Here is a 14,210-nt window from a genome sequence, read left to right as displayed (position 1 = left end):
GACAGATTTGTTTTGCCCGTTGAGCGGCTTGTGCATCCGCATCTATAATAGTTTTGTGGGAGCGTATTCACACACTCAGAAAGCGGGGATGATGGAATTGGAAGATCATAAACAGACCCTTGCCGGCCGCAGGACGGAAGGACCGAAAGCACCCAGGGACCCGGCGGAGCAAAGAAGCGGTTTTTTTGTGCTGTTCGAAACAGCTATTGAAGCGACAGCCCGGCCTGAAGGCAGACCTTCACAGGAAATTTATCTGGAAGGCAGCTATCTGACCGATAAGGCCAGATTTACAGGCGGGGTTACGGACGAGCAGATGCTGGCTCTTCTCTCAAGCTGGAGCGGATTCCGCCAATTGGTCCACAGTATCGGAATCTCTGTGAAGACGGACAGTGAACAGGCGGAGATCTCTTTTCTGCTGCAGAACTGGGGCAAAACCAGCAAGTATGAATCGGGCACCCGTCTGCTTATTCCATGCCCAGTCGATGGAACGGAAATTATACTTACACTGGCGGATATCTCATGGTCTGAAGATGATGCTGCTCCGGGTAAATTTGCTTTTGAATTCAGCCGTGCAGGCGAGCTGGCAACGGCAACTATTATTTTCTATCTTAATGACGGCTACAAGGTGCCTGAACTCACGGCTGAGCTTCCTGTTGCATTTGGTTCGAATGAATACCGCGACATGATCGGTAAGTCCCTGGTCCACCCAGGTAATAATAAAAGATTAAAAACCGCCATAGAAAAAGCAGTAAAAGGCGAGGATGTGACGATCGCTTACATCGGCGGCTCCATTACTCAGGGGGCGGGAGCGAAGCCGATACATACCGAATGTTATGCCTATCAATCGTATGTAAGATTCAAGGAACTGTTCGGCCAAGACGGCGGAGAGAACATTCACTTTGTAAAAGCCGGTGTAGGGGGTACGCCCTCGGAACTTGGAGTGATCCGCTATGACAGAGACATTCTTAGGGACGGCGCGGTAACACCGGACATCGTGGTGGTGGAATTTGCAGTCAACGACGAGGGCGACGAAACGAAGGGCAACTGCTACGAAAGCCTTATTCTGAAGATTCTTTCTGCCGAGAACCAGCCCGCTGTGATTCTGCTGTTCAGTGTGTTTATGAATGACTGGAATCTGCAGGAACGGCTCTCTCCTGTGGGCCTGCACTATAATCTTCCCATGGTGAGCGTAAAGGACGCAGTAACCGGGCAGTTCCGCCTGAGCAAAGCCGAAGGAAATCTTATCTCGAAACGGCAATTTTTCTACGATATCTATCATCCTACTAATGAGGGCCACCGGGTAATGGCGGACTGTCTTGCCTTCTTGTTTTCCGAAACTTATAAATCGCTTGCGGACAGAGAGGATATCATACTGGATAAACCGCCGGTTCTGGGAAAAGATTTTGCCAACACCCGTTTGCTGGACCGCAAGAATCATGCCGGCGCTGTTATTGAAGCAGGGGGTTTTACGGAAACGGATACAGAACTGCAGATGGTTGAAATGGACCTTAACCCCTTCGGGACTCCGGAATTTCCATATAACTGGATGCATACGGCAGCATCTGGGCAGGACAGCTTCAAGCTGACGATAACCAGCAGAAATCTTATCCTTGTGTTCAAGGATTCGGGCAGCCCCGAGTTCGGGAAAGCGGATATCTATGTGGACGGCCGACTGAAACTCACCGCTGATCCGCATGAGAACAACTGGACACACTGCAATCCGGTGATTCTCTACCAGCATGAGCATAGTCAGGAGCATGTAATCGAAATCAGAATGGCACGGGAAGATCAGGACAAATGCTTCACGATTCTCGGTTTCGGCTATAACGTCTAAGAGCATAACGATATGCCACAAAAACGGGCTGGCCTGCAAATATAATCACGAAACCCGCAGGTATGAATAACGTATTAATGGGTAACTAAAGAGTAAGGCCGTGTTAAGCGGCTTAACCCACCCTAGAGGAGGAAAATATGATGCTAAGAAAAATTCTCGGCAAAGTACTGCACTCTATGGAACACTCCCAGCATGGAGGGCGGCACCGATCTTCAAGCAGCCATAAAGGGAGGCCAGGATACGGCAGACATTCAAGCAGCAGCCGCGGATACAAGAGCTACTCATCTTCAGACTCACACCATGGAGGAAATGGACATAAATATTATAAGAATCGCTACGGCAGCTCAAGCTGATCCTTGCTTGACCATTCCTGCACGAAACACAAGGCGCCTTTCAGCTTTTGGCTGAAGGCGCCTTGTGTTTAGGGTCTCACCGCAGACTCTTATACAAAGCCTCCGCCTCGCGGACAAACAATGCGGTATCCGAATAGGGTTCCTGCCCTCCAAGAAGCCGGGAAAGGAGCTGCAGCATCCCCGGCGACAAACTCAGTTCCTGGCGCCAGTTCCGTTCCGCTTCTCCCGGTTCAGGCTGGTAACCGGAATACAGCATGAACAGCATTAATTGTCCGACGTCATACAAATCCGAAGCGATAACCGGCGGCATCCGTCCCGGCATCTCCCCCGTCTTCGGCTTCCGATCACCAAGCACGGTTTCTTCCTCGCCGATCCGCCTTGCCAGCCCGAAATCAATGAGGTACATTTCTTCCCCTGTAAGGATCACATTAGGAATGCGCAGATCCAGGTGAACATATCCACGCGAATGGACATGGGCTACCAGTTCCATCAGTTTCAAGGTCGTAGCCAGACACTCCCGCTCCCCGTAGACGATACCCCCGTCAAAGATCAATTCTTCCAGTGTGTTTCCCTCAATATAATCAGCTACCAGCCAGCTTGAGCCTTTGTATTCCAAAAAATCACGGCATGCAGGAATGTTGGGATGATCCATGGACCGCAAAATATTACTTTCCTTGTGAAGCATTTCCCTGCCCACCGCTTTCTTGCTCGGCCTCGACTGTTTGACGGCCAGAAGAGCCCCATCCCTAACGTCCCAGCACCGGTAGGTCAGCCCGTAGCTCCCTTGCCCCAACAGAGATTCTATCTTATATCGTTCACCGACCCGTGTCCCGTCCGGAAGCGGGTAATCCCGCCAGGCCCGGATAAATCCCCGCCACCGTTCAAATGCCATGACTCTCCCCCTGTTCAACAGCCCGATGTTCAACCCTCCGCGGCCTCTTCCCACATCAGAAATATCCAGTACCAGCTCACATATTCCACTGAATGCAGGCAATATTTCCTTTCTTCTTTTATTATAGCGGCAAGTCGTTGTCAAGGGCACAATATAGTAGAGATTGAAGTCCAGGATCATGGGTTAAGAATGGATCATGGCTCATTGACCCCAAGTATGGTAAGAAAAAGCACCCTCGTGAGGTGCTTAAGCTGACACTGGGTTAAAGCATGCAAGCCGAAAGGAATGATTCCGTTCAATGTAGGTGTAAGGCTATCACAACAACAGCTCCATGGCTGCGCGTTCTTTATCCGCAATCTCGAGCAACAGCTTAGACGCATGCACGAGCTCTTGGTGCTCACCTGTTCTTCCTGCTCGGTCGATTGAAGCAGAGACGCTAACCCACATTGGAGCGATCTCTGTAAACATGCAGTGGGCTTGTTCGATCTTCGGGTCCTCCAACCGATCAGCACAATCTCTCAAATAATCCCTATACAGATTCCGAAATAAAGCGCCGCCGGTTCCTGCCCGCTCCATTAACATCGCGGTAAGACATAAATCATGTTCGGAATTGTTGCTGCGAGAAGGCCATTTCAAGATTTCATTGCTCATTTTAACAATGCCTTTATTGCCAATATTCCCAATGGGCGGGTTCAGATAGTCATGCGCATTCATGGTCAAGGATTCGCGTATAGCAGGAACAAGCGGAAGCAATGCGTCGCTTGGCTCGATCGTAAAGGAACGATTCCGGGAGCTCATGGGTCCCTTTGCATTTCTGGCAGCGGCCAAGCTTGTCAAACGCGTCTTCACAAGTCCACCCTGTTGTCTGGTGTCCGCCATGTAGGCGTATTCGTCATCTATACCGTAAAGTACCGCATAGTGACCGGCGAAGTGCACCTTGTTCTTAAAATAATCCAAGTAATAGGCATCTAATTTAAGGCCAACCGGAATGCCGTGTTCGATGCTGCTTCGGACGTTCTGCCACGCCTTATTGACGGAAGAGGTTTCTTGATATCTGACGTTCAAGCCGAGTCGTTCGGCGAGATAAGCGGTCAGTTTATCCGGTTTGACCCTTCCTCCGATGAAGGGGAAGTCCATTCCTTTCGAATCCCAGTATATGAATCCAAGCCCTTGCCCGAGTCCGAACAACATCGGCTCAGACAAGCGGTCTCCCGCATATTGCATTAAATTGCCAATGGCGGTTGTTTCGCAATGTTCGCCTTGATAAGGAATGAAACCTTCAATAACTTTGGCCATGTCTACTTGCCTCCTCCAATAATTCATGTATTAAACGGCTAACGAACGCTTGCTCGCTCTCGATTAAGCTGAATGGATGCAAGAACAATGCCCTTACGTTCAGCGGTAAGCTAGCTCCGCCTTGTGATTCGTACTTCTGTCTTATATTTATCGAGGCTTGTCCAAGAAAATCCAGTCGTTTCCGTAAAGCAATGACGGCCTCTTCCTTCCCGATATGGGGCAAAGCGGCCAAACCGAGATCGAAGCGGTTGTCACGTTCCCGGGTAGACGACAGACTATCAAGAATTTCATTTCTCAGCTTACTTATACCCACTTCGGTGAGGGCAAACCGGGTCGGCGTTGGCCCCTTACCGGATTTCTCGTCGGCTGTCTCAGGTGAGATCCAACCTTTATCGCTAAGTTTCTTCAATCCCACATATATCGAAGTTGTACCGATATTCGCCCATTCTTTATAACCCCGCTGCTCGACTAACTTCATAATATCGTATCCGGAAGCTTGACAATGTTCCGCGATCATTTGCAGGAGCATGAATTCGACATTCGACAATGTATGCATAGAGAGACTCCTTATCTTGAGTATTTCATATGTGTAATATAACATAGGTGTAATATAAATTCAATAACCGAATCTGCTAGAAAACTACAGCTTGAGAATGTTCAAATCTGGAACTGACGAACTAGGTGATCAACACACTTCGCGGAAAGCAGTTTTCCGTCGTATGACGCTGACGCGACGGCGTTGCTGGTGCAACGTGTACTTGAACTCCTACTGAGAGCAACCACAAGTAACGGTGAATTATAATTGCGGAAGATTACATGAGAAGCCCATCCCGAAAAATGATCGATAGGGGCTTGTTATTCAGGCTATTTCCGAAAGCATCCAGCCAGAGCCAGATCGTAGTAACTCGCGGGGAATGTAAGAAGAGCCGCAGATGCTGCTCCTGTGGCTCTTCTTATCAAACGATCTATTTAATTGTATATACATCATGTCAGAACACTCTCTTCTGCTCCCGCTCATCAATAATAATCTGCACCGACTCCTTAAACCGCAGCGCATGTACAATCTCCCGCTCCCGCAGGAACTTCAGGCTGTCCTGCAGATCCACGTCATCCGTCATGTCGATCAGCCACTGGTATGTAGCCCGAGCCTTTTCTTCGGCCGCAATGTCCTCGTAGAGGTCGGCAAGCGGATCACCTTTGGCCTGGATATACGTTGCTGTCCATGGCACACCTGCCGAATTCTGGTAGAACAGCGCATGGTCGCGCTGTGCATAGTTCGGGCCAAGCCCGGCAGCTTCGAGTTCACTAATCGATGCATCTTTTGTTAATTTATATATCATCGTAGCAATCATTTCCAGGTGGGCGAATTCTTCGGTTGAAATATCCGTCAGCACGCCTATGACTTTATCCGGAATGGCATACCGCTGATTCATATACCGCAGCGCGGCTGCCAGCTCCCCGTCTGCTCCTCCGTACTGCTCCGTCAGATAACGCGCCATCCGCACATCGCATTTGCTGACACGCACCGGATACTGCAGTTTTTTCTCATATATCCACATTCGGGAATGATCCCTCCTAAAGGTTTTGTAAGTATAAGCATCCGTGAATCAGCTTCGTCCAAAACTTCAATCGCTACATGCCCGCTAGACCTGCCAAGGCCAGGGAGTCTGATTCCATTCCCATGGACATTTCGAATAGGCGCGGCCGAAGTTCTGCAACGGTCCGTACAGCTCCTGGAACTGATTTGCCAGCCGGGTACGTTCCTGGGTCAGCTGGTTGAACTGCTCTATAGCTTTAAGGTCCTCAAGATGAGTATCCAGATACAAATTCAGCTCCACCAGCGCAAAATCCAGAACCTGGAGCTGTTCCAGCATCTCATAGTAACGGGGCTCGCAAGGATTTGCTTCCATGGGCTACTTGCCTCCTTTGCTCTTGGATTCATAAGGGCTGAAAAGCGCAGGCCACAGCGTACCTGCCCTCAAAGCCTCAGGCAGTGAAAACTGCGGCCAATTGGGCGGCTGAAAATTGATAAATTGGTTCGGCGGGACAACATACGTCTTGAACGGCACCGGCGGGCAAGGGTCAAACGGGCCCCTGTACGGTGTCCATACACGTTCCTGGGAATTCATGCTTTTTCCTCCTCTGGTTTACTTGCAGGCGCTTAACGTAGTAAACACAGTACTTTGTAATCATTCTATGTTACTCGCCTAGCCAGTAGACCAAGGAAAGTTCATATCCCCGCAAGCTGAAGCGGCCGCCAGATGAAGAATCCCCGAGAGAAATGTAAAGACTCGCCGTGAACCTGCCGCTTCCAGGACTGAACAGCCAAAAGTGCCCCAAGAACCGCTAAACCGGGCCTTGGGGCACTCTGCCGAATACGATCCACTTTACTTTGCCTACGCGCTCTACAATTTTTTCAAGAAGCCGGTGATCAGGCGCTCGTTGGAATAAGATTGTGGACAGGAACGCCGTTATGTGGGAAGATTCGCCCCTTCCGCAGGCTAACCTGACTGAGTGTAAATTGGCTATTACCTGCACAACAAAAAAAGCTGTCCCAAGTCATCATGTGACTTGGGCAGCTTGGGGCATACCATACCGAAAAAAATTCGAAAAGCAGAAATCTGAACCATCAGAACACGTATATTCACAGGTGCATTACAGCGACTGGGCTGTTCGCTTACTTCAGGCCGTCCTCATCTTCACCGGTTTCATCCTCTTCGGATGCCACAGGCGTTTCACGGTGGATGTTGATTCTGGTGATCCGCAGACGCGTGGCTTCCTCCACCTCGAAGGTAACATCACCGACAACTACCCGCTTGCCTTTGGACGGATTGCCCTCCAGCTCCTTGAAGAGCCAGCCTCCGATCGAATCGACTTCGTCGTCTTCAATAACTACGCCGGTAAGGTCATTCACATCCTCAATCAGCATACGTCCTTCGACGGAGATATAATCGCCGTTGCGTTCCACGCTTGGACGTTCATCCTCGAATTCGTCATGCAGGTCCCCTACGATTTCTTCAAGAATCTCCTCGGCTGTGAGCAGCCCTGCGGTCCCGCCATATTCATCCACAACGAGTGTGAGCTGGGCCTTGTTCTTCTGCATAAGCCGCAGCGCATGGCTGATCTCTATAGATTCTGGCACATTAAGGATAGGCCGGACCAGCGATGCCAGATCGTTCTGCTGCTCCAGCGGGGCAAACAGCAGATCGGTGATATGAATGAAACCGATAATCCGGTCCTTGTCCTCAAAAGCCACCGGATAACGGGAATGCTTCGTCTCCGTAATGATCCGCATATTTTCTTCCAGAGAAAGATTGCTGTATAACACATCCATATCTGTACGCGGAAGCATGACCTCGCGGGCCAGCAGATCAGAGAATTCAAAGATGTTGTCCATCAGCTTCATCTCATCCTTGTCAATGACACCACTCTTGGCACTTTGGTTCATGAGAATGCGGATTTCTTCTTCCGAGTGGGCTGCTTCGGCTTCACTGGCCGGCTCTACTCCCACCAGCCTCAGGAGCGCATTGGCCGATGCATTCAGCACCCAGATAAATGGCAGAAACACATTATAAAAAAACATCAGCGGCGCGGACAACAGCAGCGCAGAGCCTTCCGTTTTTTGGATAGCCAGGGATTTCGGCGCAAGCTCACCCAGCACAATATGTAAAAAAGTAATGATTGAGAAACCTACAACTACCGATACCGTGGAGATCAGCGTATGGTCGGTCACGCCAATCTGGATCATCAGCGGCTCCACCAGCAGCTCGGAAATGGCCGGTTCCCCGACCCAGCCCAGCCCCAGCGAGGCAAGCGTAATCCCGAACTGGGTAGCCGACAGATAGGCATCCAGTTTTTTATTGACCTTCAGCGCATATCCAGCCATCTTGTTCCCTTCGCTGACAAGCTGCGTCAGACGCGACTGCCTCACCTTCACGAGCGAGAACTCCGCTGCAACAAATATGCCGTTCAACATTACGAGCACCAGAACCAGCAAAAGATTGAGCAGCAATCTCCCTACTTCAAATTCCGTATGCACTATAACAACGCCCCATTTCTACAGAGTGATCGCTTTTCTAGTTTTGAAATCAACCTTCGGATAATACATATCGGCTACGAGAAGATTGGGACCACAGCAGCCGGCTTCATCGCAGTGGCAATTCACCTTCTGATTGAGCGGATGCTTCTGCTGCCACTCGGTAAAGATATCATCCAGCTTGCCGCTGCCAATGTTGCCAAAGGCGGAGATATCAGCAAAATCCGTCACAAACACGTCTCCTGTGAACATATTGACATTCACACGGTTTCTGCCGTCCGGATCGTTGCGCAGGGTAACATTTTTTTCCTCCCGCAATCGGCGGAGAAGCTTCTGGTCTTCTTCCAGAAAGCTGCAGGCAAAGAAAGGAAGCGTACCGAACAGCATCCACATGTCCGGATCACGGTGGTCCAGCAGGTCATGTATCGCTGCTCCCATTTCCTTCAGGGACAGTACAGGCAGCTTGGAAGCAAAGCTGGAAGCATACATCGGATGCACTTCATGCCTTCTTGCCCCCATGTCCCCAATTAGCTTATGGATTGCCGGCAGCTTTTTATGCGTCCGGTAATTGATCATCGATTCCGCAGAAATCAGCATCCCGTCACTGCTTAAGCGGCGGGAGTTATCCAGCATCGTGTCATAGAGCCGGTAAGCCGCTTCCTTTGAGACCGAGTGGCCGCTGTTCGCAAAACCTACCTCATGAAAGTCATCTCCATTTATGTAGTTGAAAGAGATATGCATGACATCCAAATAGGGCAGCAGCTGCTCATATCGGGAATAAGGCATGGTCAGGTTGGAATTGATCTGCGACCGGATGCCCCGCTCACGGGCATACTTGAGCAATGGAACGATGGTATTCTCCACAGTACCGGCGCGGAACATCGGCTCGCCGCCCGTAATACTGATCGTCTGCAGATGTTCAACCTCTTCCAGACGGTCCAGGATATTTTTTAGCGGCAGCATGTCTCCTTCTTTAGTGGTCAGGCTGTCGCCAACCGCACAATGCTCACACCGCATGTTGCACAGATTGGTAACCGTCATCTCGACACTGGTCAGCACATGACGCCCATGCTTGCGCAATGAAGTGATCGGGTCCCAAGGATCATAGCTTGGCGACAGCTCTCTTATTGGTGTTGAGGATGGCTCTAATATACTCATTTTCGTGGTGCTCCTTCGATACGTATTCCTATTATTAACCCAAAATCAATGAAAAAGAACGGTAACTTAACCTATATCATACCACGACTGGGCAAAAAACTGCACTTTGGCGGCTGTCTGCTCCTCCGTTTGCAGAAAATAGTTCCAAGTAGAGGAGGTGAAAATTAAAATAACCCCACAAAGTGGGGCCTTTGCATAGAAGCTGATTCAGGTCCTTTGCGGGGACCCTAAATGTACACTGTCTTCATCGGTCACATCCACAATCACTACAGAAAGCTTGCTGCCCAGATCAAGCTCAAAGGGAATGACGGGCTCGCCATCAGGGTCATGCAGCACACGCACAACCGGCCTGTGCGGTATGGCTGGGTCAATTTTGACCACCACTCCGCTCTCTCCGGTGCTAAGCTTGACGGTCAGACCCAGCGGATAGATCGCCACGCGGTCCCGGAACAGCTCCAATTGCTTCTGCTCATAGAGCGTTCCTGAACCTACGTACAACGCTTCTACTGCCTGATGCGGCAGCATGGCCTTCTTATAGATCCGGTTCGAGGTCATGGCATCATAGGAATCCGCAACCCCCAGCCATTTGGCATATTCATGTATTTGCGGCCCTTTCAGCCCGCGCGGATAACCCGAGCCATCGATACGCTCGTGATGCTGCAGCGCACAGTGTGCCGCGAGCAGCGGGATATTCGGTTCATCCTTGAGAATCCGGTAGCCGATCTCGGTATGGGCCTGCATATGACGGAACTCCTCGTCGCTGAGCATACCGGGCTTCTGAATAATTTTGACAGGGATCTGCGTTTTGCCTATATCATGCAGCAGCGCGCCCATGCCGATGACCCGCAGCTCTTCCCTGCTATAGCCATGGGCAATTCCGAGCACCAGCGTATACAGACAGACATTCAGGGAGTGAACATACAGGTAGTTGTCGGCCGTGTGCATATCAAGCAGCATAATCATGGGATCTTCCTGTGTGGCCAGATCATCCAGAATGGAATCCATCACTTTGGAGAATTTTTTGTCCAAATGATAAAAACCCTTGGTTATGCCGGAAGCGCCTGACATCTGCTGAAACTGGTTCCGGACCACCTTGAGCGCCTGATTGCGCGTCTCATCCTGCAGCATGCCCGTAATCTCAACATCCTCGGTGACGGAGTCTTCTATGTAGATATAGCCGATGTCGATCTTAGCCAGCCGCTTGATCAGCGCATCCGTTAGCTCTACTCCATCCGCGAGCAGAACCAGTCCTTCATCATTATATATTTTTTTACCCAGCTTCATTCCCGCCTGAAGCCGATTCACGGATACTAGACGCACCTTCGTTCACTCCTGCCTTTAACGGTAAATTGCTATATTGTTCCAAAATCCCCAGTTGACCCTCTCTGTATATACCGTTACCTTGAGCGATTAGTCAAGAGCCTATAGATTAACGCATAATAAACAACCAGAACACCGCAGCCAAAATAAAGCGGTAAATTGCGAAATGGGTCGGCCGGATCTTCTGGATCAGCTTCATGAACGCAACCACCACCGCATAAGCGACAATAAATGAAATGACAAATCCGATCGCGAAATCCATAATCGTATCTTTGGTAAAATACTGATAGGAATCAAGCAGCTCATACCCGGATGCCGCACACATAATCGGTATGGCAATCAGGAACGAAAAGTCCGCCGAAGCCTTGTAGCTGACCCCGCTCAGCATACCGCCGGAGATGGTCGAGCCGGACCGGGAAAATCCCGGCCACAGCACGGAAATAATCTGGTAGAGGCCGATAGCCAGCGCCTGTCCGTACGATAAGTCATCCAGCTCATGCGCGGTAATCCGGATCTTCCGTCTGTTCACCCATTCTGCAACAATCATCAGCACCCCGCCGGCGACAAGCGCCCAGAGCACTGTGGAAGCTCCAAAGAGTCCTTTAATGAAATCACGGGCGAAAAAAGCTACTGCAAGCGCCGGTACAATCCCGAGAATGACATGAATCAGATTCAGTCTGGAGGCCGGCATCACTCCGCCTCTGCCTGAGCGGCTGCGTCCGATACCCAGCAGGTTCAGAATCCGCTGGCGGTACACCAGGGCAATAGCGAGAATGGCTCCAAGCTGAATAACAATCTCATAGGTCTTCATAATCGGCGACTGCTCGTCAAAGCCCAGCAGCTTAGTGGTTAAAATCATGTGCCCCGTGGATGATACCGGGATAAATTCAGTTATTCCTTCTACAATTGCCAGAATTATTGCTGTAATCGTGTCCATATAATCCTCCTGATATTGAAAATGAAAATAAAAATGAAATCATCACGGTTAGACAGACCGGCTCACCCAGCGGAGAACGGCACATTCATCCAAGCTTCCCGGCCTTTGCAGCTCCATCCGCAGCAGATCCCGCAGGAAATGAGGCAGCAAATACAGCGGTTCGGTTCCATCCGCAAGACTCTCATACCCTATGCGGAAAGTGAACATATCCAGTGTTCCGACAGAATAGACAGCCCTGTCATCCAGCGGCTCCCCCCCGACAAAAACAGCGATACCGTTATCATAAGGCAAGACCCCTGGATCGTACAGGATTTTTAATCCATCAACTGCCAGGCTGCCCAGCAGCTTCCCCCGGAAGCCGTAGCCAAAAATCGCCTTATTGTAGAACGCCTCGGTCCTGCTCTGCTCAAGAGCCTTGCGGATGTCCTCCCCTTTTAGCTGGATAATGCAGGCATTAACCGGAGAAGGGCACAGCGCATGCAGCATCCCTGCCGTAATGGTGCCTTGCGGCAGAGGTCCAAGCAGTTGTCCGCTGTTAACCAGGGATATTGGTGTTCCTGTGAAGCGGCGGACAGCCTGAGCCAGCAGATTGCCAAAAGGAGATTCCCCTTCTGTGTCCAGGGAAAGCTCGCGGTCTGTGATGGCTGCGGTTTCGTTAAGAACCTCAAGCCCGTGCTGCAAATGCAACGCCGCCGCAGGCGCAAGCACCTCTTCGGTAAGCGAAGGATCAACCGTGAAGCAGCGGCCGCTTACCAGCTCGAAGGCTGTCCCGGCATGAGCCCGCTCAAAAATAAGCCGTCCGATATAACGGCCGAATTTGCCGGCCCCGCAGACAGCCGTTCCGTTGATCATCTGCGGAGTCTCCAGCATATGGTGCGTGTGGCCGCCCAGAATGGCATGAACCCCCTGAAGCTGCTCCGCCAGCCGCTGATCCGCAGGAAGCCCCAGGTGGGAAAGGATAATCAGGAGATCCACTTGCGGAGCCAGCAGCTCACATTGTTCACGCAGCGCTTGTTCCGGGTCCAGCGCTTCCCAGCCCAGCAGCCCGTAGAACGAGGCAAATGCCGCAGTAGCCCCGGTAATGCCTATCTTGATGCCATCCTTCTCCAGAATGACATGGCGCTTCATCCATCCGGGCGCCTCTCCGGTAGCACTCTCTAGGATGTTGCTGCATACCACAGGACATTGGAGTCCCGCATACAAAGCAGAAAGAATCTCACGGGAGAACGTCAGCCCTTCATTATTGCCGATCGTAACTGCATCATAGCCGGTCAGGTTGATCATATCGATATTTGCCTGTCCCATGGTGCCTTCAGTCTCTACTGCCGCCCGGTCCATATGATCGCCAATATCCAGCAGCAGCACGGGCTCTTCACCGGCCGCTGCCTTCAGGTTAGCGATTTCTGCAGCAATGGGGCTCATCATTTCAAAGTGGCTATGTATATCATTCGTATGAATTAGGGTCAATCTTTGCAATGTTCGCTCCATATGCTTGTCTTCCCTCCCACCTGTAAAGCCGTTTTATATTAAGCGGCAGGCATGTGATCTTATAGTGCCTAGCATAACATTTTCAAGCTCAATATGGTATATTGGAATCATTATTGAAAGCTACATATCCTATACATTCCGAGGTGAATCAAGCATGCACGTGACAATTCGTCTGTTCGCCGGCCTGGCAGAGGTTATGGGTTCCTCCTCACTGGCCTTCCACTTCCATGAGTCTCCGCTTACTGCGGGAAGATTGAAGGAGCTGCTCTCAGCATCCTATCCGGAAGCCGCTCCGCAGATTAAGGTATCTTTAGTTGCCATTGACCATGAGTATGCACCGGATGACTCCGTCATATCCGAAGCTTCCGAGGTTGCGCTGATTCCTCCCGTCTCCGGAGGAGAGCCGGCCGCTGAGGATGCGGAAACACCGGACGGAAGGTTCAGCATCACGGATCTGCCCTTGAACGGGGAGGCCCTGCTGGATAAAGTGCTGGATGTAAATCATGGCGCTTCCCTGCTGTTCGTTGGCACAACCCGGGAAATGACCGGCGCCCAGCGCACAACCGCGCTGCATTATGAAGCTTATATTCCCATGGCCCTCGCCAAGCTGGAGGAAATCGGCAACGAGGTCGAGGAACGGTGGAATGCCCGCTGCGCTATTGCCCACCGTACCGGACTCGTAGCCCTCAAGGAAGCAAGTGTAATGATCGCCGTTTCTGCGCCCCACCGCGACAGCTGCTATGAAGCCAGCCGGTATGCCATTGAGAGACTGAAGGCATCCGTACCTGTATGGAAAAAAGACATCAGTGACTCTGGAGAACAGTGGCTGGGGGCTGATCCCCATGCTAAGGATTACCCTAAGCTGTGAGCTTTGCCGGTTGGGCATTACAAACCAT

13 protein-coding genes are annotated in these 14,210 nt (G+C 51.0%); 2 read left to right on the top strand and 11 right to left on the bottom strand.

What is annotated here, in order from left to right:
- Positions 1 to 97: 97 nt before the first annotated feature.
- Positions 98 to 1,834 (top strand): SGNH/GDSL hydrolase family protein, encoded by a 1,737-nt coding sequence (locus PGRAT_RS09935; RefSeq protein WP_025705776.1) that lies wholly within the window; start codon positions 98 to 100, stop codon positions 1,832 to 1,834.
- A 429-nt stretch (positions 1,835 to 2,263) separates the two neighbouring features.
- Here the strand turns inward: PGRAT_RS09935 and PGRAT_RS09925 are convergent, their stop codons facing one another.
- From PGRAT_RS09925 to PGRAT_RS09875, 11 genes are all read right to left on the bottom strand, one after another.
- Positions 2,264 to 3,079 (bottom strand): serine/threonine protein kinase, encoded by an 816-nt coding sequence (locus PGRAT_RS09925; protein ID WP_025705778.1) that lies wholly within the window; start codon positions 3,077 to 3,079, stop codon positions 2,264 to 2,266.
- Positions 3,080 to 3,394: 315 nt separating this feature from the next.
- A complete protein-coding gene (locus tag PGRAT_RS09920) occupies positions 3,395 to 4,375 on the bottom strand; it encodes a BtrH N-terminal domain-containing protein (protein ID WP_025705779.1) in 981 nt (326 codons plus the stop codon).
- Positions 4,359 to 4,931 carry a PadR family transcriptional regulator gene (locus tag PGRAT_RS09915; protein ID WP_025705781.1) on the bottom strand — a complete coding sequence of 191 codons (573 nt, stop codon included), beginning with the start codon at positions 4,929 to 4,931 and terminating at the stop codon, positions 4,359 to 4,361. Before PGRAT_RS09915 ends, PGRAT_RS09920 begins: the two co-directional genes overlap by 17 nt.
- 433 nt (positions 4,932 to 5,364) lie before the next feature.
- On the bottom strand, positions 5,365 to 5,934 hold the full coding sequence (locus PGRAT_RS09910) for a manganese catalase family protein (protein ID WP_025705782.1): 570 nt from the start codon (positions 5,932 to 5,934) through the stop codon (positions 5,365 to 5,367).
- Between the two features lie 84 nt (positions 5,935 to 6,018).
- Positions 6,019 to 6,285 (bottom strand): spore coat protein CotJB, encoded by a 267-nt coding sequence (locus PGRAT_RS09905; RefSeq protein WP_025705783.1) that lies wholly within the window; start codon positions 6,283 to 6,285, stop codon positions 6,019 to 6,021.
- A 3-nt stretch (positions 6,286 to 6,288) separates the two neighbouring features.
- Positions 6,289 to 6,504, bottom strand: coding sequence for a spore coat associated protein CotJA (locus PGRAT_RS09900; RefSeq protein ID WP_025705784.1), 216 nt, complete (start codon positions 6,502 to 6,504; stop codon positions 6,289 to 6,291).
- Positions 6,505 to 7,052: 548 nt separating this feature from the next.
- Positions 7,053 to 8,414, bottom strand: a complete 1,362-nt coding sequence (locus PGRAT_RS09895) for a hemolysin family protein (protein ID WP_025705785.1) — start codon at positions 8,412 to 8,414, stop codon at positions 7,053 to 7,055.
- A gap of 18 nt (positions 8,415 to 8,432) precedes the next feature.
- Positions 8,433 to 9,569: a radical SAM/CxCxxxxC motif protein YfkAB gene (gene yfkAB / locus PGRAT_RS09890; RefSeq protein ID WP_025705786.1), complete on the bottom strand. Its 1,137-nt coding sequence runs from the start codon at positions 9,567 to 9,569 to the stop codon at positions 8,433 to 8,435.
- Between the two features lie 207 nt (positions 9,570 to 9,776).
- On the bottom strand, positions 9,777 to 10,889 hold the full coding sequence (locus PGRAT_RS09885; RefSeq protein WP_025705787.1) for an HD-GYP domain-containing protein: 1,113 nt from the start codon (positions 10,887 to 10,889) through the stop codon (positions 9,777 to 9,779).
- 109 nt (positions 10,890 to 10,998) lie between these two features.
- Positions 10,999 to 11,826 (bottom strand): undecaprenyl-diphosphate phosphatase, encoded by an 828-nt coding sequence (locus PGRAT_RS09880; protein ID WP_025705788.1) that lies wholly within the window; start codon positions 11,824 to 11,826, stop codon positions 10,999 to 11,001.
- Positions 11,827 to 11,874: 48 nt separating this feature from the next.
- On the bottom strand, positions 11,875 to 13,314 hold the full coding sequence (locus PGRAT_RS09875) for a bifunctional metallophosphatase/5'-nucleotidase (RefSeq protein WP_025705789.1): 1,440 nt from the start codon (positions 13,312 to 13,314) through the stop codon (positions 11,875 to 11,877).
- Positions 13,315 to 13,468: 154 nt separating this feature from the next.
- Between PGRAT_RS09875 and PGRAT_RS09870 the strand changes: the two genes are divergently transcribed.
- Positions 13,469 to 14,182, top strand: coding sequence for a molybdenum cofactor biosynthesis protein (locus PGRAT_RS09870; RefSeq protein ID WP_025705790.1), 714 nt, complete (start codon positions 13,469 to 13,471; stop codon positions 14,180 to 14,182).
- Positions 14,183 to 14,210: the final 28 nt, after the last annotated feature.

Source organism: Paenibacillus graminis (genome assembly GCF_000758705.1).
Taxonomy (GTDB): Bacteria; Bacillota; Bacilli; order Paenibacillales; family Paenibacillaceae; genus Paenibacillus_AQ; species Paenibacillus_AQ graminis.
Note: the sequence above shows the minus strand (reverse complement) of the source record. Positions and strands in the feature narration are given on the sequence as shown.